Annotated in this window: 21 protein-coding genes and 1 riboswitch; of the genes, 11 read left to right on the forward strand and 10 right to left on the reverse strand. The window is 63.4% G+C overall.

What is annotated here, in order from left to right:
- The first annotated feature begins 130 nt into the window (after nt 1-130).
- From ftsE to ACFSOZ_RS28240, 3 genes are all read left to right on the forward strand, one after another.
- A complete protein-coding gene (ftsE, locus tag ACFSOZ_RS28230) occupies nt 131-790 on the forward strand; it encodes a cell division ATP-binding protein FtsE (protein WP_027023302.1) in 660 nt (219 codons plus the stop codon).
- Nucleotides 783-1778 carry a cell division protein FtsX gene (locus tag ACFSOZ_RS28235; protein ID WP_379103405.1) on the forward strand — a complete coding sequence of 332 codons (996 nt, stop codon included), beginning with the start codon at nt 783-785 and terminating at the stop codon, nt 1776-1778. The genes ftsE and ACFSOZ_RS28235 overlap by 8 nt, the downstream gene beginning before the upstream one ends.
- A gap of 132 nt (nt 1779-1910) precedes the next feature.
- Nucleotides 1911-2636: a YdcF family protein gene (locus ACFSOZ_RS28240; RefSeq protein ID WP_379103407.1), complete on the forward strand. Its 726-nt coding sequence runs from the start codon at nt 1911-1913 to the stop codon at nt 2634-2636.
- A 4-nt stretch (nt 2637-2640) separates the two neighbouring features.
- Here the strand turns inward: ACFSOZ_RS28240 and ACFSOZ_RS28245 are convergent, their stop codons facing one another.
- Both ACFSOZ_RS28245 and ACFSOZ_RS28250 read right to left on the reverse strand, forming a co-directional pair.
- A complete protein-coding gene (locus ACFSOZ_RS28245) occupies nt 2641-3291 on the reverse strand; it encodes a pyridoxamine 5'-phosphate oxidase family protein (protein ID WP_379103410.1) in 651 nt (216 codons plus the stop codon).
- A gap of 24 nt (nt 3292-3315) precedes the next feature.
- Nucleotides 3316-3786 (reverse strand): nuclear transport factor 2 family protein, encoded by a 471-nt coding sequence (locus tag ACFSOZ_RS28250; RefSeq protein WP_379103412.1) that lies wholly within the window; start codon nt 3784-3786, stop codon nt 3316-3318.
- A 122-nt stretch (nt 3787-3908) separates the two neighbouring features.
- On the opposite strand from ACFSOZ_RS28250, the gene ACFSOZ_RS28255 reads away from it, so the two are divergent.
- Together ACFSOZ_RS28255 and ACFSOZ_RS28260 are read left to right on the forward strand one after the other, a co-directional pair.
- Nucleotides 3909-4811, forward strand: a complete 903-nt coding sequence (locus tag ACFSOZ_RS28255) for a LysR family transcriptional regulator (protein WP_379103414.1) — start codon at nt 3909-3911, stop codon at nt 4809-4811.
- Between the two features lie 122 nt (nt 4812-4933).
- Complete coding sequence (locus ACFSOZ_RS28260) at nt 4934-5722, forward strand: lysophospholipid acyltransferase family protein (RefSeq protein ID WP_379103417.1); 789 nt, start codon at nt 4934-4936, stop codon at nt 5720-5722.
- A gap of 18 nt (nt 5723-5740) precedes the next feature.
- On the opposite strand, the gene ACFSOZ_RS28265 is transcribed toward ACFSOZ_RS28260, so the two are convergent.
- From ACFSOZ_RS28265 to ACFSOZ_RS28275, 3 genes are all read right to left on the reverse strand, one after another.
- Nucleotides 5741-6349 (reverse strand): LysE family translocator, encoded by a 609-nt coding sequence (locus ACFSOZ_RS28265; protein WP_379103419.1) that lies wholly within the window; start codon nt 6347-6349, stop codon nt 5741-5743.
- A 91-nt stretch (nt 6350-6440) separates the two neighbouring features.
- On the reverse strand, nt 6441-7388 hold the full coding sequence (locus tag ACFSOZ_RS28270; RefSeq protein ID WP_379103421.1) for an aldo/keto reductase: 948 nt from the start codon (nt 7386-7388) through the stop codon (nt 6441-6443).
- 196 nt (nt 7389-7584) lie between these two features.
- Nucleotides 7585-8544: a GlxA family transcriptional regulator gene (locus ACFSOZ_RS28275; RefSeq protein ID WP_379103423.1), complete on the reverse strand. Its 960-nt coding sequence runs from the start codon at nt 8542-8544 to the stop codon at nt 7585-7587.
- A 154-nt stretch (nt 8545-8698) separates the two neighbouring features.
- Here ACFSOZ_RS28275 and ACFSOZ_RS28280 point away from each other — a divergent pair, with 154 nt between their 5' ends.
- Nucleotides 8699-9679, forward strand: coding sequence for a quinone oxidoreductase family protein (locus ACFSOZ_RS28280; RefSeq protein ID WP_379103425.1), 981 nt, complete (start codon nt 8699-8701; stop codon nt 9677-9679).
- Between the two features lie 17 nt (nt 9680-9696).
- Here ACFSOZ_RS28280 and ACFSOZ_RS28285 read toward each other — a convergent pair whose 3' ends face one another.
- Nucleotides 9697-10215, reverse strand: a complete 519-nt coding sequence (locus ACFSOZ_RS28285) for a gamma-glutamylcyclotransferase (protein ID WP_379103427.1) — start codon at nt 10213-10215, stop codon at nt 9697-9699.
- A gap of 135 nt (nt 10216-10350) precedes the next feature.
- Between ACFSOZ_RS28285 and ACFSOZ_RS28290 the strand changes: the two genes are divergently transcribed.
- Nucleotides 10351-11349 carry a DUF2125 domain-containing protein gene (locus ACFSOZ_RS28290; RefSeq protein WP_379103429.1) on the forward strand — a complete coding sequence of 333 codons (999 nt, stop codon included), beginning with the start codon at nt 10351-10353 and terminating at the stop codon, nt 11347-11349.
- An 86-nt stretch (nt 11350-11435) separates the two neighbouring features.
- Nucleotides 11436-12362 carry a sugar kinase gene (locus ACFSOZ_RS28295; protein WP_379103431.1) on the forward strand — a complete coding sequence of 309 codons (927 nt, stop codon included), beginning with the start codon at nt 11436-11438 and terminating at the stop codon, nt 12360-12362.
- A 14-nt stretch (nt 12363-12376) separates the two neighbouring features.
- On the opposite strand, the gene ACFSOZ_RS28300 is transcribed toward ACFSOZ_RS28295, so the two are convergent.
- Complete coding sequence (locus ACFSOZ_RS28300; protein ID WP_379103433.1) at nt 12377-13312, reverse strand: prephenate/arogenate dehydrogenase family protein; 936 nt, start codon at nt 13310-13312, stop codon at nt 12377-12379.
- A gap of 6 nt (nt 13313-13318) precedes the next feature.
- Nucleotides 13319-14428, reverse strand: coding sequence for a histidinol-phosphate transaminase (hisC, locus tag ACFSOZ_RS28305; protein ID WP_379103435.1), 1110 nt, complete (start codon nt 14426-14428; stop codon nt 13319-13321).
- Nucleotides 14429-14563: 135 nt separating this feature from the next.
- Nucleotides 14564-14641, forward strand: a riboswitch (SAM riboswitch).
- 113 nt (nt 14642-14754) lie between these two features.
- On the opposite strand from hisC, the gene metX reads away from it, so the two are divergent.
- Nucleotides 14755-15924: a homoserine O-acetyltransferase MetX gene (gene metX, locus ACFSOZ_RS28310; RefSeq protein WP_379103437.1), complete on the forward strand. Its 1170-nt coding sequence runs from the start codon at nt 14755-14757 to the stop codon at nt 15922-15924.
- Nucleotides 15925-15982: 58 nt separating this feature from the next.
- Nucleotides 15983-16597 (forward strand): methionine biosynthesis protein MetW, encoded by a 615-nt coding sequence (gene metW / locus ACFSOZ_RS28315; RefSeq protein WP_379018470.1) that lies wholly within the window; start codon nt 15983-15985, stop codon nt 16595-16597.
- A gap of 41 nt (nt 16598-16638) precedes the next feature.
- On the opposite strand, the gene ACFSOZ_RS28320 is transcribed toward metW, so the two are convergent.
- Nucleotides 16639-16959, reverse strand: a complete 321-nt coding sequence (locus ACFSOZ_RS28320; RefSeq protein WP_379103439.1) for a DUF1330 domain-containing protein — start codon at nt 16957-16959, stop codon at nt 16639-16641.
- 371 nt (nt 16960-17330) lie between these two features.
- On the opposite strand from ACFSOZ_RS28320, the gene ACFSOZ_RS28325 reads away from it, so the two are divergent.
- Entirely contained in the window at nt 17331-18266 is a 936-nt protein-coding gene (locus ACFSOZ_RS28325; protein WP_379103441.1) for a glycosyltransferase family 2 protein, read from the forward strand.
- Nucleotides 18267-18287: 21 nt separating this feature from the next.
- Here the strand turns inward: ACFSOZ_RS28325 and ACFSOZ_RS28330 are convergent, their stop codons facing one another.
- A complete protein-coding gene (locus tag ACFSOZ_RS28330; RefSeq protein ID WP_379103443.1) occupies nt 18288-19091 on the reverse strand; it encodes a DUF1194 domain-containing protein in 804 nt (267 codons plus the stop codon).
- Between the last annotated feature and the right edge of the window lie 20 nt (nt 19092-19111).

Here is a 19111-nt window from a genome sequence, read left to right on the forward strand (position 1 = left end):
GCTTCCCCACCGGAGCCCTCGTGACGAGCCGAAAAAGCCCAGAAATTAACCGCCGGTTAACCATGCCGGCCGATGGTCTTTTCCTAGAACAGGCTGGCTCGCCGCAGCCGCGAATTTCAGGTCGTCGAAATTGATTCGCTTCGAAAATGTCGGCCTCCGCTATGGCATGGGTCCGGAAATCCTCCGCGACATTTCCTTGCATATCCCGGAGCGCTCCTTTCAGTTCCTGAGCGGCCCTTCGGGCGCCGGCAAGACGACCTTGCTGCGCCTGCTGTTCATGTCGCTGAAGCCGACGCGCGGGCTGATCACCATCTTCGGCAAGGACCGTTCGCGCATCTCGCGCGCCGAACTGCCGCATCTGAGGCGTCGCATCGGCGTGGTGTTCCAGGATTTTCGCTTGCTCGACCACATGACCACCTATGAAAACGTGGCCTTGCCGCTGCGCGTGCGCGGGCGCGAGGAGGCCAGCTACCGCACCGATGTCACCGAGCTGTTGAAATGGGTCGGGCTGGGCGAGCGCATGCATGTGTTGCCGCCGGTTCTGTCGGGCGGCGAGAAGCAGCGCGCCGCGATCGCGCGGGCGCTGATCGAGCAGCCGGAGATCCTGCTGGCCGACGAGCCGACCGGCAATGTCGATCCGCCGCTGGCGCGACGCCTGCTGCGGCTGTTCATCGAGCTCAACCGTCTCGGCACCGCCGTGGTGATCGCCACTCACGACCTTGGCCTGATGGAACAGGTCGACGCACGCCGCATGATCCTGGCCGGCGGAAGGCTGGATATCTATGACTGAGCTGTCCGCCGAACATCTTGAGGAACGGGAGCAGGACGCCGAGTCAGCCGCGGCAAGACCGCGTGCCCAGCGCAGGATGGCACCGATCGTGCCGGCGCAGAACATCGCCGGCCGGGCGCTGGTGCTGGTCATCGCCATCATGACCTTCCTGTCCTGCCTGACTTTCGGCGCGGTGACGCTGGTGCGCGACACGGCCTCTGTCTGGGAGAACCAGATTTCGCGCGAGGCGACGATCCAGATCAAGCCGGTCGACGGCCTCGACATGGAGGCAGCCCTTGCCCAGGCCTCGCAGATCGCCAGCGAATTCCCCGGTGTGAGGGCGACCCGGATCATCGATCGCGAGGCGACCGCGAGGCTCTTGGAGCCGTGGCTGGGCTCTGGTCTCAACATTGACGAACTGCCGGTGCCGCGCCTGATCATCGTCACCATCGACGAGAGCAGCCCGCCCGATTTCGCCGCCATGCGCGCCGCGATCACCCCGAAATTGCCAAGTGCATCGCTCGACGATCACCGCACCTGGGTCGACCGGCTGGTGGCCATGGCCCGCACCACGGTGACCATCGGCATCGCCGTGCTGGCGCTGATGCTGTCGGCGACGGTGCTGACCGTGGTGTTCGCGACGCGCGGCGCCATGGCTGGCAATGGCCACATCATCGAGGTGCTGCATTTCGTCGGCGCCGAGGCGCGCTTCATTGCACGCGAATTCCGCCGGCATTTCCTGGTCACCGGGATGAAGGGTGCCGCGGCCGGCGGAGCCGCCGCAGTGCTCGTGTTCATCGTCTTTTCCTGGTGGTCGTCGCGCAACATCGCGACGCCGCAGGCCGACCAGGCGACCGCCTTGTTCGGCAATTTCGCCATCGGCTCGGCGGGCTATCTCGGCGTCGTTCTCATGGTGCTGGTGATCGGCGGACTGACGGCCGCGACGTCCCATGCCACCGTTGTCGCCTATCTCAGTGATATCGACGTTCGCCAGCCGGATGCCGGCTAATCCACGTCGCTCGAAAGCAGGACCAGGTCGAAACAGTCAGATCGATACAGACAGGATGATCACGGATGGAGAATTGGCGTAACGCAAATTGCGTCTTTCAACTACCCAAGACCGCATTTCAGGATTAACCATATGGCGATGGACGCGCAGGAACCGACCGGAACGGCTGGGCCGATGCCACTGGTGGTTGCCCGTTCGTGTGCCCACGGCAAGCTGAGCCGTTTGAAGGCTGCGTTGCGCGTGTCCGCTCTTTCCCTGCTCATCCTCGCAACATTGTTTGCCGGCGGCTTTGGCTGGTTCGCCAACAAGGTCAGCCATCTGACGACGCCCGCCAATCCGGCCAAGGCCGACGCGATCATCGTTTTGACCGGCGGCCAATCCCGCCTCGACGCCGCGATGGATCTGCTGGCGTCCGGCAAGGGCGAGCGGCTGTTGATCAGCGGCGTGCATCCTTCCGCCAGCCGCCGCCAGCTGCAGGCGGCGATCGGTGGCGACAAGCGACTGTTCTCCTGTTGCGTCGACATCGACCGTGCCGCGCTGGACACGATCGGCAATGCCGAGGAAAGCGCCAAATGGGTGGAGAGCCATGCCTACGGCACGGTGATCCTCGTCACCAACAACTATCATATGCCGCGCAGCCTGCTGGAAATGGGCCGGCTGCTGCATGGCGCCAAGCTCGAGCCCTATCCGGTGGTCAACACCAACCTCGACAATGGCAGCTGGCTGACCAAGCCGCGGGCATTGCGCGTGCTGTTCACCGAGTACAACAAATATCTGCTGGCGCTAGCGCGCGGCATCGTGCCGATGAAGCCGACACCCGACGGCATCGCGCTGGCCGAAACCGCGGCCGGCGGCTGAACCATCATTCCCCGGCGGCAGCGCCTGCCTCGGCGGCAGCGCCTGAAGTCCCCTTGAGGCGTGCGATCTCCTGTTCAAGGCGCTCGATACGCCTGTCCCGTTCGCTGAGCGCCGCTGCCACGTCACCCGCCTCGAACCGCTGCGGGATATGTTGCGCGCAATTGGCATCCCAAGCCGAGACCGTGAACAGGATGACCTGCTCGGGACGGGCCTTGTAGTCCTGCGGCATCAGCCTTGCCGTGAGGTCGGCGTCGCCTTCCACGACCCGCGCGGAGCCCCAGATCTTGATGCGCTGCCGGTGGGCATAGTCGATCAGGAACAGGAAGGCTTGCGGATTGTCGGCCAGGTTGCCCTGCGTGATGAACTGCCTGTTGCCGGAGAAATCTGCAAAGCCGATCGTGTGTTGATCCAGCACCTTGAGAAAGCCGGCGGGTCCGCCGCGATGCTGGATATAGGGCTGGCCATCGCCATTGGCCGTCGACAGGAAGACGCTGGTCTGCATCTCAATGAAGGCGCCAAGATCAGGTGTGATGACGGCCTGCCAACCGCCACGCTCCTCGACGCGAGCATAGGACTGACGTGAACCCTTGCGAGCCTGGATCGCCTTGACGGTCGGCGTGAAGGCGACGTCGCTGGTGAAAGCGTGAGCATTCATGAAAGCCTCCTTGCCCGGACGATCCTAGAGCCCGAGCTCCGACAATGACGGGTGGTCGTCCGGCCGCCGGCCGAGCGGCCAGTGATATTTGCGATCCGCCGCGCCGATCGGCAGGTCGTTGATGCTGGCGATGCGCAGGCGCATCATCCCGTGTTCGTCGAATTCCCAGTTCTCGTTGCCATAGCTGCGGAACCATGAGCCGCTGTCGTCGTGCCATTCATAGGCGAAGCGCACGGCGATGCGGTTGCCGTGGAAGGCCCAGACCTCCTTGATCAGCCGATAGTCGAGTTCGCGGCTCCATTTGCGTGTCAGGAAAGCCTGGATGGCATCGCGGCCTTGCAGGAACTCGGCGCGGTTGCGCCAGCGGCTACCCGTTGTGTAGGCAAGCGCCACCCGGGCCGGATCGCGCGAATTCCAGGCATCCTCCGCCATGCGCGCCTTCTGCGCGGCGGTCTCGGCTGTGAACGGCGGAAGCGGCGGCCGGCTTTCAGACATGGTAGCTCCTTGCTCGTCGCGGCCTTGCTGCAGGCAGGCCAACAACCCCCATATAAAGCCTTCCATCCTTCAAATGCAGATGACATATTCGCAATCCGTCCTTCCATTTTCCGGAAGAAGCAATGGATCGTCTCGAAGCCATGTCGCTCTTTGTCGCCGCGGTGGAGGCCGGCAGCCTTTCCGCCGCGGCGCGCCGTTTCGGCATTCCGCTGGCGACGGTCAGCCGCAAGGTTTCCGATCTGGAACGGCATCTGAACACACGCCTCTTGAACCGTTCGACGCGCCGGCTGACGACGACCGATGCCGGCCAGGCATATCTTGCCGCCTGTCGTCGCATTCTCGATGACGTCGGCGAGGCCGAACGCACGGCAGCCGGCGAATACAGCGCGCCGACCGGCGAACTGGCCATCACCGCCCCGGTGGTCTTTGGCCGCCTGCACGTACTGCCGGTCGTCACCGGCTTTCTCGCGGCCTATCCTGACGTGGACATCCGCCTGACGCTGGCAGATCGCATAACCCAGCTGGTCGAAGACCATTTCGACCTCGCCATTCGCATCGGCCGGTTGCCCGATTCGAGCCTGGTCGCCATTGGCGTCGGCTCGATCCGCCGCGTCGTCTGCGCCAGCCCCGCCTATCTGGCCGAACACGGCACGCCGACGACCCCGCAGGATCTGGAAACACACAGCTGCATCACCTTCGAGGGGCTTGCCTCCGCCGCCACCTGGAGCTTCACCAAAGGCAAGATGGAAGTCCCCGTCCAGGTCCGCTCACGGCTTCAGGTCAACACCGCCGAAGCCGCCATCGATGCGGCGATTGCCGGTGTCGGGCTGACCAAGGTGCTTTCCTACCAGATCGAGGACGCGCTGCGGTCAGGCACGCTGCGCGTCCTGCTCCAGGAGTTCGAGCCTGAGCCATGGCCGGTAAGCCTGGTGCATGCGGGCCACGGCCTGCTGCCGGTCAAGCTGCGTGCTTTTCTCGATTTTGCCGCCCCGCGCCTGAAGGAGCGGCTGGCGCGACTGGTGTAGCGGAACCGGGCTGCCTGCCGATCGAGGCTCGTTCTTCTTTGCCGGTCAGAGCGGCTTGCGGCCATTTCCTTTTTGCCTGCGCTTGGTGTAACCAACGCACACCTCCTCACCGGGCTTCCCGCATGCTCTATATCCGATCGCTGGCGTTCAATTTCGTCTTCTACGTCAATCTGATCGTCCAGATGATCCTCTGGACCCCCTACTATTTCCTGTCGCCCCGGCACCGCGCCTGGTTCGTGCCGAAATTCTGGTCGCGCACCTGCATGTGGCTCTATGACAAGATTGCCGGCACCAGCAACGACATCACCGGCCAGGAAAACCTGCCCGAAGGTTCCTTCATCCTGGCGCCCAAGCACCAGTCTTTCTGGGATGCCATCGCCTTCTTCCCTTTCCTGCAGGACCCGCTCTACATCCTCAAGCGGGAGCTGACCTGGATCCCGTTCTTCGGCTGGTACATCATGAAGATGCGCATGATCCCGGTCGACCGCGGCAGCCGCTCGAAGGCGCTGAAGGCGGTGGTCGCCGCCACCAAGGAGGAAATGGCGCGCAACCCACGCCAGCTGATCATCTATCCCGAGGGGACGCGCCGCGCGCCGGGCGACGAGCCGGCCTACAAATACGGCATTGTTGAAATCTATTCGCAGCTTGGCGTTCCGGTGGTGCCGGTCGCCCATGTTGCCGGTCTCTACTGGCCGCGCCGCAAATTCCTGCGCTACCCCGGCACGATCAAGGCGCGGTTCCTGCCGCCGATCCCGCCCGGCTTGAACAAGGACGAATTCATGGCCCGGCTGATCGGTGAGACGGAGGCTGCCTGTGACCAGCTTCTCATCGAGGCATCCCGCGCGCCCAACCCGCCGGCCTTTCCGCCAACGGCAATGAAGCGGCTGCGGGAACTCGGCGCGAAAGCCTGAAGGCTCGCGAGTCGACACTTAGCCGACCATGGCCAGCGCGGTGGTCAACACCAGCGTCGCGGCGAAGACCAAGTTGATGATCCGCGACGCGGCCGGCCTGCGCAGGAAGCGCGCGAACGCGACGAGCCACAAGGCATGGATGGCAACGATCATCACGGCGAGAACAGTCAGTTTGGGCCACATGCCGATATCGCCGGCCGACGAGACGCCGGCGAACACGGCTGCGATCGCCACATAGGCTTTTGGATTGGCAACAGCCAAGAGAAACCCAGCCAGCCATGTTGGGCGCGAAGCCTCTCGGGCGCGCGCCGCCAATGGCGGTGCGGTGGCGATCCTGAACGCGAGATAGAGGATGTAGGAGGCGGACGCGACAGCCAGCACCGGCGCCAGCCTCGGCATCGAGGCAAGCACCGCCACCACCCCGGTTGCCACCACCAGAAGCACGGCGATCGTGCCCAGGATGATCCCGCAGGCATAGCTCAGCGAGTGGCGCAGACCGAAGGCAGCGCCAACGGCGGTGACGCTTATCGTTGCCGGCCCCGGGCTGCCCATGACGACGGTGGCGGCAAGCACAAGCCCGAGGAGTTGGCGCCAAAGATCCGGCTGCGAAAGAAGCGGCTCAGTCATCTCACCCTCTGCCATGCCCCGTGCGAAGGACGGTATGGCAAGGCAAGAGGGTGGTCTTGGACGTTCGTGCGTGCAGCGGCCGAAGGAAGCTTCAGCCGCTCGCTTTGTCGAGCTCAGCCATGTCGTCTGCGGTCAACTTCAGCGACACCGCCTTGATCAGGCTGTCCATCTGCTCAGGCTTTGTGGCGCTGGCAATCGGCGCGGTGACCCCTGGCCGCGCGATAACCCAGGCAAGCGCCACCTCCGCCTGCTTCGCCGAATGCCTGGCCGACACCGTGTCGAGGGCTGCGAGGATGCGCGTGCCGCGCGCATTGAGGTAGTCTTTCACCCCGCCGCCGCGCGGGCTTTGACCGAGATCGGCCTCACCGCGGTACTTGCCGCTGAGGAAGCCCTTGGCCAGGCTGAAATAGGTGATGACGCCAATATCCTCGGCCGCGCACAGATCGCGCAACGGCCCGTCGAAGGAGGAGCGATCATAGAGATTGTATTCCGGCTGCAGCACCTCGTAGCGCGGCAGGCTGCGCAGGCTCGCCACATCAAGTGCCGCGCGCAACTGGCCGGCGTCGAGGTTCGAGCAGCCGGCATAGCGGATCTTGCCCTTGGCGAGCAGCTTCTCGTAGGCGCCAAGGGTTTCCTCATAGGGCGTGGCCGGATCCGGCCAGTGCGACAGATAGAGGTCGATGACGTCGGTCCGCAGCCGCTTCAGCGACGCGTCGACAGCCTTTTCGATATAGGCGGCGGACAGGTCCTTGTGGCCCTGCCCCATATCCGAGCCGACCTTGGTGACCACCACGACTTGATCGCGATTGCCACGGTCCTTCATCCACTTGCCGATGATGGTTTCCGATTCGCCGCCCTTGTGGCCGGACACCCAGCGCGAATAGGCGTCGGCCGTATCGACGGCGTTGAGGCCGGCGCCGACGAAGCGGTCGAGCAGGTCGAATGAAGTTTTCTCGTCGGCGGTCCAGCCGAAGACGTTGCCGCCCAGAACCAGCGGCGCGATGGAAAGGTCAGTGCGACCGAGACGGCGTTTCTGCAAGGCGTATCTCCGGGGTGATTGGTGGCGGGCGAACGCTGCCCACTGGCTGAGGTTCGGACCCTAACCTAGGTCCCGCCTTGTCGAGGTCAAAGGCCTGGCCGCCCTTTTCCGCAGAGCCAGCACTTCACAAAGGCGCGATGCCGCTTCTTCCAGCCAGTCGCGGATTCCAAATCCTGCGCCTCGCAGACAGGTCCGCTTAATGATTCTGACGCCGGTATTCGCCAGGCGGCAGGCCTACCGCGCGGGCGAACAGCCGGCTGAAGGAGGCGGCATCCCGATAGCCGACCTGATAGCAGACTTCGAGAACACCAAGCCTGGTGCTTTCCAGCAGCGTTTTCGCCGCTTCGATGCGCTGATCCTGAATCCAGCGCCCGGGTGTCGTGTGCAATTCCTCGGAGAACCGACGGGCAAGCGTCCTTGGCGTCAGTGCCAGCTCCTTGCCAAGAAAAGCAAGGTCCAGCCGCCGCAACTGGCTGTTCGACAGCGCTTCGATCCGATCGCGGAACGGCGCGGGCAAAGGCTGGTCCTGCAACGGAAACTCATAAGGCGTCTGCACCTGCCGCGACGGCGGCAGCACCAGGAGCTTACGCACAAGGCGTTCTTCCTCGGCAAAGCCGAGATCCCTAAGCAGTGCCCGGCCAAGTTCGAGGCCGGAAAAGCCGCCGCCGCAAGTGTAGATGCGCCCCTCCTGGACTAGGACGCGGGAAGCGTCCCAACGCACCTTCGGAAAGCGGCGGCGCGCATCCGTCTTCAGCCACCACGAGATCGTCGCCCGTTTGCCATCGAGAAGGCCGGCCTCGGCGAGGAAGTAGCCGGCGCCGCAATGCCCGGCAATGATGGCGTTCTCGCGCTGCGCCCTGGCGATTATCGGCGCGGCATGGCGACCCTCTTCCTCCAGCGCGGCAGTCAGCTCCGGTATCTGCATGCCGGGCATGGCAAGCAGGATCAGCGCGTCCATCCGTCTGGATGGCTCGCGCTTCGTCTGAAAGGAAATCCCGGGCGTGGTGGCGGTATCCGGTTGCCGTGCCACGAATTCGAAGGAGATCATTCGCTCGCGGCGGATGGTGTTCACCATGTCGAACATCTCGACAAGGGTCGCGGCGACTGCCGAATAGAAGGTCGACGGCAACCAGATCACCGCGTGGACAGGGTTCATAGCATCCCTTTCGAGAGATTTTGCGGCACGGCAAGTTTGGCAGTTTTAGCACATAGATTGTCAAATCTGCCAATTCGGATTTTTTGGCTGCCGTCCTAGCTTCCCGGCATCGTCGGCGCGGCTGTCGCGCCGGAGCTTGCCATTGGAGGCTGAAATGAAGGCAATCGTGTTCGATGGAATCGGCTCGCCGCGGGATGTGCTCTATCTCGACGACATTCCCGTCCCGCAGATCGGCGACAATGAGGTGCTGGTCAGGATGGTGTCGGCATCGATCAACCCAGGCGATTTCCTGTTCATCGAAAACCTCTACCCCGAACCGAAGAAGCCGCTCTTTCCACGCCAGGTCGCGGGAAACCATGGCGCCGGCATCGTCGAGCGGGTGGGCGCCAATGTCGCCCTGCAACCCGGCACACTGGTTGCGTTCAGCTACTACAACAGCTGGGCCGAATATGCCGCCGTGCCGGCCGAATGGCTGATCCCGTTGCCGGCGGACTATCCGCTTGAACGCGCCGGACAGATGGTCAATCCGATTACGGCGTGGGACCTGCTGGACGATTCCCGTGTCCAGCCGGGCCAGTGGCTGGCCGTCACGGCGGGCTATTCGTCGGTATCGACAATGGTCATGCAATTTGCCCAGCGGCGCGGCATCAATGTTCTGTCGGTGGTGCGGCGCGCCCATGACGGGCTGGACCTGAGAACGCTTGGCGCAGCCGCGGTCCTCGACCTCTCGAACCTCAAGGCCGGAGTCAGGGAAACGGTTCTGGACATGACCGGAGGCACGCGACTGAGCGGTATCGTCGACAATGTCGGCGGGCCTGTCAGCGGCGAACTGATCCGCAGCCTCGCGCTTGGCGGCCAGATGGTCATCAATGGCGGCATGAGCGCGGAACGCTACGAGCTGCACAACTTCGACGTGTTGCTGAGCGGCCTCGAAATCAGGGCCAATATCTATCGCTACTTCTTCTCGCCACCGGTCGAAGCCGACGGCCCGATCCTGCGCAAGATTGTCGATGTCTTCGGCCAACCGGATTTCCATGTTCCGGTCGGCGGGCTTCATCCGCTGGCTTCGTTCAAGCTCGCCGTAGCCAGCAGCTTGGACCGCACCGATCTCGGAAAGCAGATTTTCGCCATGTAGCAGCCGCGCGTCGTTCTTCAGAGCTCGATCCGCTTAGCCACCTCTTCCAGCCAGTGGTCGCAAATGCCCAGCGCCTTGAGGTGCTCCAGCGTGCTGAGCACATAGTCCTCATTGTTGCCGGACTGGCCGACCGCGCCGCGCACCACGGCCGCCGCGTCCGCCGCGTCAAGAGCGCCGGCATATTGCTCGTGCTGGCGGTCGACGATGTAGGCCACGGCTTCGACCGTGCCGCCGCCGTCCAGGCGAACCTTGAGCGTGCGTTCGAGATAGACGTTGGTGACCAGCTCGCGCTCGCGCAGATAGGAGAGCACCTCGTCGCGCAATTCGCCGGGGACGCGGAACGCCAGGCCGACGCAGGAGCCGCCACGATCGAGGCCGAGCACCAGACCCGGTCGTTCACGCGTGCCGCGATGCACGAAGGAATAGACGCAGAGCGAGCGCCGGTAGCCGTGCAGGCGCGCGCGCTGTGTCTCGACATGCGCGAAACCCGGCCGCCAGATCAGCGATCCATAGCCAAACACCCAAAAATCGCCCATATCGCCGCGCCTGATTGCAAAAGAATGGCAACACCACACCGGAACCGGTGTTTTTTTCCGTCCGCCTCTGTCTACCTATTGTTGTCGGAATCGAGAGTCCGCCTACAACATCCATGCGTTAACGAGAGCCAAAGCATGACGTCAAGTGACGAACGCCAACCGAAACGCCGACGCGGCCTGTTGTGGCTTGTGGCGTTCGTCGTCGTGCTGTTCGCGATCTACAGCAGCGGCTGGTTCTACCTGGCCGGACGGGTCAAGAGCGAAGCCGACCGCGCGGTGGCCACCCTCAACAAGAATGGCGTCGAGGCCGGCTGCGCCAATCTCCAGGTCAGCGGCTATCCCCTGAGCTTTGCCGTCTCCTGCGACAACCTCGCCTATGAGGACGATGCCAGGAACATCGCGGCCTCGGCCGGCAGCTTCAATGCCATCGCCCAGATCACCCAGCCTCTGTCGCCAGTTGCCGATCTGCGCGGTCCGCTGAGGACCTCCGTTCCGGGCATGGTGCCGCTGTGGATCGACTGGGACAATCTGCAGGCCAACGTCAAACTGTCATGGCCGCTGCCGCGGCGGATCTCGCTGCAGGCAGACGGTCTGTCCGGCCAGACCGACCCGGCCGACGACACCGATCCGGTCCAGTTGTTCAGCGCCGGCAAGGCGGACGGCCAATTGCAGCCGAACGGTGGGGATATCGACTATCTCGGCAACTTCCGCGATCTCGAGATCGATTCCGAAGCGATCGGCGGACGTGTGCTGCCGGCGCTCGACGCCAGCGGCGACGTGACCCTGAAGAACGGCGTCGCGCTGATCGGCACGCAAGTGAAGAGCCTGCGCGGCCAGACGATCGAGATCCGCAACCTCGACCTGTCGTCGGGGACGGCGCGCATCACTGTGTCCGGACCGCTGTCGGTCGATGCCGAAGGCCTGATCGACGCCGACCTGATGATCCGGCTGAAGGACCCGAAAGCCGTGGCGGTCATCCTCGGCGCCGCCATCCCCGAGCAGAAAAGCCAGATCGAACAGGGCTTTGGTGCCTTGGCGCTGCTCGGCAGCGAACCGTCGATGCCGCTCAAGGTGGTCAAGGGCAAGGCCTCGCTCGGCTTCATCCCGCTGGGCAAGATCAAGCCGGTTGAATAGTGCATGTCGCCCAGAGTGCGCAGCGGTTTTGGAACAACGACATGCATCAGGCAGAGACGTGAAGTGCGCCGCATGAGCCCCTCGAAATGAACCACCCCGTGAGGCTCTTGAGTATCGGCGCCCTGACGCTGGACACCATCCTGCGGGTCGAGACGCTGCCCGTCCATCAGGGTAAGTTCATCGCTTCCGACGGCGTCCAGATCGCCTCGGGCATGGCGACCAGTGCGGCCTGCGCCGCGCATCGTCTGGGGGCAAAGGTGTCGCTGTGGGCGAGCGCCGGCGACGATCCGGTCGGCGATCATCTCGTTGCCGCGATCGAAGCCGAGGGTGTCGATTGCGCCTATGTCCGCCGCGTCAATGGCGCTCGCTCGGCGCTGGCCTCGATCCTGGTCGACGCGCATGGCGAGCGCATCATCGTACCTTTCTACGACAGGCTCGCCCAGGCCGATCCCGAGGTTCTGCCGGCCGCCGACCTCACCGCATTCGATGCCGTGCTGGTCGATGTCCGCTGGCCGGGTGCGGCAGTGCTTGCCCTAGAGGCGGCGCGCGCCATCGGCCGGCCGGCGATCCTCGATGCCGATACCGCGCCGAGGGATGTGCTGGAACAACTGCTGCCGCTGGCATCCCATGTCGTCGCCTCTGAGCCGGCGGCGCGCATTCTGTGCGGCGCGGAACTGGATCCGCGCCAAGCCTGTGAGGTGCTTGCCCGACGCAGCCATGCATTTGTCGCGGTCACCGGCGGCGCGGCAGGAACCTGGTGGTTCGATCGAATGACGGGATCGTCCCGCCATGTCGCGGCGCCGAAGATCAAGGCGGTCGACACGCTGGCCGCCGGCGATGTCTTTCACGGCGCCTTTGCCGTCGGGCTGGCGGAAGCCATGCCGGTCGAGCTGGCGCTGCGTTTTGCCAGCGCCGCCGCCGCGCTCAAATGCCTGCGCTTCGGCGGCAGGCTGGGCGCGCCGGACCGCGCCGAGACGCTGGCGATGATGGCCAGCCACTGGCCATCGGGCTAGCCTGGAACGAGCCGCTAGTTCTTCGCAGGATGCTCGACCGCCTGACGGCCGAAATCGGGCACGTCGATGTCCTGGCCAGCCTCGATGATCGAGCGGCGGACGGCACGGGTGCGGGTGAACAGATCGAAGAGTTTTTCGCCGTCGCCCCAGCGGATCGCGCGCTGCAGCGAGGCCAGATCTTCCGAGAACCGCGCCAGCATTTCGAGGATGGCGTCCTTGTTGTGCAGGCACACGTCGCGCCACATGGTCGGGTCCGAAGCGGCGAGGCGGGTGAAGTCGCGGAAGCCGGAAGCCGAATATTTGATCACTTCGGACTTGGTCACCGACTGCAGATCGTCGGCGGTGCCGACGATGTTGTAGGCGATGATGTGCGGCAGGTGTGAGACGATGGCCAGCGTCATGTCGTGGTGCTGAGGGTCCATCGTGTCGATGTTGGCGCCGCAGCGGCGCCAGAATTCCGACAGCCGCTCAAGCGCATCCGGATCGGTGTCCGGCAGCGGGGTGAAGATGCACCAGCGATTGTCGAACAGATCGGCAAAACCGGCATCGGGGCCCGACTTTTCCGTGCCCGCCAGCGGATGGCCGGGAATGAAATGGACACCATCAGGTACATAAGGCTGCATCTGGGCGATGACCGATGCCTTGGTCGAGCCGACATCGGTGAGGATGGCGCCCTTCTTCAGCGTCGGCGCGATTTCCTCGGCCACCGCGCCGGACGAGCCGACCGGCACCGAGACGATGACCAGATCGGCATCGCGGACCGCTTCCTTCGCATCGGTGGTGTAGGAATCTCCGAGCCCAAGCTCCTCCGACCGCGCCAGCGTCGCGCCACTGCGTGTCGAGATGGCGACGTGACGAGCCAGGCCCTCGCGGCGGATGACACGGGCCAGCGACGAGCCGATCAGGCCGATGCCGACCAGCGCGATCTTTTCAAACATCGGTGATGTCATGGTGTTCTAGCTTTTCAGGAATGTCGTGAGAGCGGCGACAACGCCGCGATTGGCCTCTTCGGTGCCGATGGTCATGCGCAGCGCGTTGGGAAAGCCGTAGCCGGAAACGCGCCGCAGGATATAGCCGCGCGCCGTCAGATAGTCGTCCGCCGCCGCTGCCGAATGTTTCTGGTCGTCTGGAAAATGGATCAGGATGAAATTGCCGACGCTTGGCGTCACCCGCAGCCCGAGCTTGCTCAATTCCTCGCTCAACCAGGTGAGCCAGGTCTCGTTGTGCATCACGCTGCGTTGGACGTGATCGCGGTCACGGATCGCGGCGATGCCGGCCTCGATCGCCGTGGCATTGACGTTGAAAGGGCCACGCACGCGGTTGATTGCGTCGACGATGTGCATCGGCGCGTACATCCAGCCGATCCGCGCCCCGCCGAGGCCGATCTTTGAGAAGGTGCGGGTCATCACCACGTTCTCGGCACCGCCGACCAGTTCGATGCCGGCCTCATAATCGTTGCGGCGGACATATTCGGCGTAAGCCGCGTCGAGGACCAGAAGCACATGCCCGGGCAGGCCGGCATGTAGGCGGCGCACTTCCTGGAACGGCACATAGGTGCCGGTCGGGTTGTTGGGATTGGCGAGGAACACGATCTTCGTACGCAGCGTGACGGCGGCCAGGATGGCGTCGATATCGGCGCGCTCGTCGGCCTCCCTGACCGCGACCGGAATGGCACCGGCTGACTGGATGTAGATCTTGTAGACCATGAAGGCGTGTTCGGTGAAAATCGCCTCGTCGCCGGGCGCAAGATAAGTCTGAGCCAAAAGACCGAGAATTTCGTCGGAGCCGTTGGAGCAGATGATGTTCTGCGGGTTGAGACCATGCACCTCGGCGATCGCTTCACGCAGCCGCCTGGCGGTGCCGTCGGGATAGACGTCGAGCTTTCCAGCAATCTCCCGCGCGGCCTCGATCGCCTTCGGCGACGGACCGAGCGGATTCTCGTTCGACGACAGCTTGTAGACCTTGGCGACGCCGGCGGGCGCCGTGCTCTTGCCCGGCACATAGGCGTCGATGTCCATGATGCCCGCGCGCGGGGTTGGACGTGCCTTGTCCGGTGTCTGGCTCATGTCATAAGAATCCGTCGAGAACGCTTCCGCAGGGAAGCCGCTGCGGAAATACAAGCCATGGTCGGCAATGTCGAGAGGTGCAGTCGTGCCAGCCGCCGGCATTGACGGCGAGGCGGACGAGTTCTAGAAGAACACTGACAGTTCCGTGGTGATTTGGCCGGTCGGCTTGCAGCCACGTTAAACAACTTGCTAAAGGGCCGTTTGCATCCTGTAACCGGCTTTGCGACTGCAATGCCGGTTTTTTGTTGTCCGCGCCGGCCGGACGCCGCATCGGCATCGATCTTCGAAAAGCACGGTGCGTGGATTCAAAGTGTGAGATGGATGCAATGGCCGCTCTGCGCGCTGGAAAAACCAACAACGAGGCCGACCAACCGTCGAGCCCGGTCTTGCGTTTTGGACCCGACAAGCCGCTCAAGCTCGATGCCGGCACCCTGCTGTCGCCGTTCCAGATCGCTTACCAGACCTACGGCACGCTGAACGACGCCCGCTCCAACGCCATCCTCGTCTGCCATGCGCTGACCGGCGACCAGCACGTCGCCAGCACCAATCCGGTGACCGGCAAGCCGGGCTGGTGGGAAGTGCTGATCGGCCCCGGCAGGATCATCGACACCAACCGCTTCTTCGTCATCTGCTCCAACGTGATCGGCGGTTGTCTGGGCTCCACCGGCCCGGCCTCGACCAACCCCGCCACCGGCAAGCCCTATGGGCTCGACCTGCCGATCGTCACCATCCGCGACATGGTGCGCGCGCAGCAGATGCTGATCGACCATTTCGGCATCGAAAAACTGTTCTGCGTGCTCGGCGGCTCGATGGGCGGCATGCAGGTGCTGGAATGGGCGTCGAGCTATCCGGAGCGCGTCTTCTCGGCGCTGCCGATTGCCACCGGCGCACGCCATTCCTCGCAGAACATCGCCTTCCATGAGGTCGGCCGGCAAGCCGTGATGGCCGATCCGGACTGGCACGGTGGCAAATACTTCGAGCACGGCAAACGCCCGGAAAAGGGGTTGGCGGTGGCGCGCATGGCTGCCCACATCACCTATCTGTCCGAAGCCGCCCTGCACCGGAAATTCGGCCGCAATCTGCAGGATCGCGAAGCGCTGACCTTCGGTTTCGACGCCGACTTCCAGATCGAAAGTTATCTGCGCCACCAGGGCATGACCTTCGTCGACCGTTTCGATGCCAATTCCTACCTCTACATGACGCGCTCGATGGACTATTTCGACCTCGCCGCCGACCATGGCGGCCGGCTGGCGGATGCCTTTGCCGGCACCAAAACCCGCTTCTGCCTGGTGTCCTTCACCTCGGATTGGCTGTTTCCGACCGAAGAGAGCCGCTCGATCGTGCACGCGCTCAATGCAGCCGGCGCGTCGGTATCCTTCGTCGAGATCAAGACCGACCGCGGCCACGATGCCTTCCTGCTCGACGAACCGGAACTGTTTGCCGCCATCAATGGCTTCATCGGCTCGGCGGCACGGGCGAGAGGGCTCAGCGCATGACCCCGCAAAATTGCAGACTTTTCGGATCAGGATCATGCGCCAGGCAGGAGGCGAAATCATGAGCGTCAACCGCGACCAGCGCGTCGACCTCGAGGTCGTCGCCAATCTCATCCCGCCCCAGTCCCGCGTTCTCGACGTCGGCTCGGGTGATGGCTCGCTGCTCGAATTGCTGCAGGACACCAAGCAGGTCGACGGCCGCGGACTCGAGCTGTCGCAGCGTGGCGTCAACGAATGCGTGGCGCGCGGCCTCTCGGTCATCCAGGGCGATGCCGACAAGGATCTCGAATTCTATCCCGACAAGGGTTTTGACTTCGTCGTCCTGTCGCAGACCCTGCAGGCCACCCGCAACCCGAAGCTGGTTCTCGACGAACTGCTCAGGATCGGCAACCGCGCCATCGTCTCCTTCCCCAACTTCGGCCATTGGCGGGTCCGCATGTCGCTGTTCCTCAACGGCCGCATGCCGGTGACCAAGGACCTGCCCTATTCCTGGTACGACACGCCCAACATCCATTTCTGCACCATCCGCGACTTCGTCAACCTGTGCGACGAGCTTGGCGCGACAGTGGAGAAGGCAACCGCGCTCGACGCCAATGGCCAGAAGATCGGGCTGTCAATGCCCTGGTGGTTCTGGAACTTCTTCGGCCAGCAGGCGGTGTTCTTGCTGAGACGGTAGTTTACGAAAACGCGAGGTTGAGTTGTTCCAGGAGCAATCGACTACCTCAGGACATCGGTGGCCTTGTGCGGATGTTCTACGCCGTCGGCGAACACAACATCCGATTGCGAATTGTCGGTCCGCAGCGTCAGGATGCCCTGGTAGGCGGGCGAATCATACCAACCGCGTGCATGCTGCCTGTCGGGAAATTCGATGACGATCAGGTGGCCCGGCCAGTCGTTCTCGACCACCTCCACATCGCCGCCATGGATCAGAAAACGGCCACCGAAAGGTTCCAGCGTGGCATCGATCTTCTGCAGATATTCGACAATCTGCGGACCCATCTGGGCTTGGCGCATATGGGCAACGGCGTAAGCAGTCATGACTGTACTCCTTGGAACCGAGGCCGACCAGCCGGCCTCGCAACGGCAATCTGTTCAAACACCAGCCGCGATGCGATTACGTCTGAGGTAATGGAATGCATGCGATTCGCTATCGATGCGTCGTCGTCGCAGCGGGGCGATTTTCAAGCATATCGCGCCACAATAGTGTTGCAGTTGAAGCGCTAGACTTGGAATTCGTCATTTCACGCGCATCGAGCAGCAGCACAATGGGGTGACACGGACGCCTGTTTTCTGTACCCTCATCTTCTATACGGGGGAATATGGAAGGGGAGTCCGATCCATTTGACCGTCCTGAAGATCGAAAGACCTGGCAGGAAGCGCTTTTTTTACGCTGGAATGGCTGACGCTATATGACCGGGAAGACAGAGCACGCTCCTCTCATCACGGTGATCACGCCAACCCACAACAGGCGGGAAGCGGTATTGCGTGCTGTCGAAAGCGTACTTTCCCAGAGCATGTCGAGGTTCGAGCATATCGTCATCGACGATGGCTCGACGGACGGGACCGCGGCGGCGCTAGCCGGCATTCGCGATCCGCGACTGATCTATGTCGGCGCGAAATGGCGAGGCGCCAATGCCGCCAGGAATGCGGGCATCGAGCGAGCGCGAGCACCCGTCGTGACGTTCCTCGATTCCGACGACGTCTATCTGCCTCACAGGCTTGAACAGACCCTGACCTGGTTCGATGCCGATCCGGCGCTCGAAGTGCTGATCAGCTCCTACGTCTCCCTGAAAGGCGGACGCGCCACCAATTGCATCAATCGCGATGCATTCCTCAACCCGGGCACGCTGGAGCGAACGCTGGTCGCGGAGACGATCTTGATCGCGGGATCGGCGATAACAGCGCGCCGCGAGGCCTTGCTGGCCATCGGCGGCTATGACAGCGACATCGCCCGGATGCAGGATCGGGAGTTGCTGCTGCGCCTTGCCCGGCGCTTCGGTGCGCAGTTGTCCCAGAACATCGACTGGACGAAGCACAATTCGGAGAATTCAATTTCGCGACGTCGACGCGGCTATGTCGAAGCCTATGCGAACCTGATGCGCAAACACCCGAATATTGCCCGCTCCTACCCGCATATTCCGCCCTACATGATCACGCGCCAGATCATTTCCGATATTCTGAAGTGTCGGATCCCGGAAGCCTTCTCGGGCTACATGGCCAACCGCTCGTCGAAAGATCTTGGCTATTCGCTGCCCGAACTGATCAACGGCTATGTCTATGGCCGGCGTTGGCGCCGCGACCTCCACGATGAGATTCGGCAGAAGTTCGGCGCCCGGCCGGCCTGAGGCCCGTCGTCGCAGCAGAGCTCATCGGTCGAGTTCGGGAAAATACGGATCGGATAAGAACCGTCTGTCCCGCTCGCCTTGCAGGCAATCGACCTGCGCGGCAGCATCGGCGGGGATGATTCTGGTCTTCTCCTGAATGCCGCTGACCTCCAGGATCAGCTTGCGGCGGATGGCTGTCGAAAATTCGGCGGCCGCATAGATCGGCAGCACGAAGGAACCGGGCCCTCCGGTCACGCACTGTGCATAATACTGGTCGAGATGGCTGAAGGTCGGCGACGGGTTGATCAGGATCGGCAGACCGTTGACGACGATGCCTTTGGCGATTGCCGCATCACGCGTCGTGGTGACCGGCGGCCCGATATTGTTGGGGCCGTCGCCGGAAATATCGATGACGCTGCGTTCGCCCTCGAAAGACGTGCGGTCGAACAGCTCGGCGCCGAAAGCCAGCGCACCGGAAATCGAGGTGCCGCGGAAGCTGCGGAACGGGCGCGCCGCGACCTTGTCGGCAAAGCTGTTGGCGGTCTCTGCGCTGTCGATGATCTGCCAGTTGATGATCGCGTCGTCGCGCACCGTGCCGGCCCATTCGAAATAGGCGAGCGCGATGCGGCCGGTATTGCCGGCGCGGACAGCCTGGATGAAATCGGGATGCCGCAGCGCCTCGACATAGCCGGCGCGCTGCAGGGCGAACTCCTTCTCGTCCATCGACAACGAAATGTCGACCGCCAGCACCAGCTCGACGTCGACCGCCAGCACATCCCGCGGCGAGGCGATGGGAGCGGCCTGGGCGCAGGCAAGGCAGGCAAGTAGGCGCAGAGCATCAAGCATGGCCGACGCCAGGGTTGTTT

Origin of the sequence: Mesorhizobium newzealandense (assembly GCF_042682145.1) — a bacterium.
GTDB classification, from domain to species: Bacteria; Pseudomonadota; Alphaproteobacteria; order Rhizobiales; family Rhizobiaceae; genus Mesorhizobium; species Mesorhizobium newzealandense.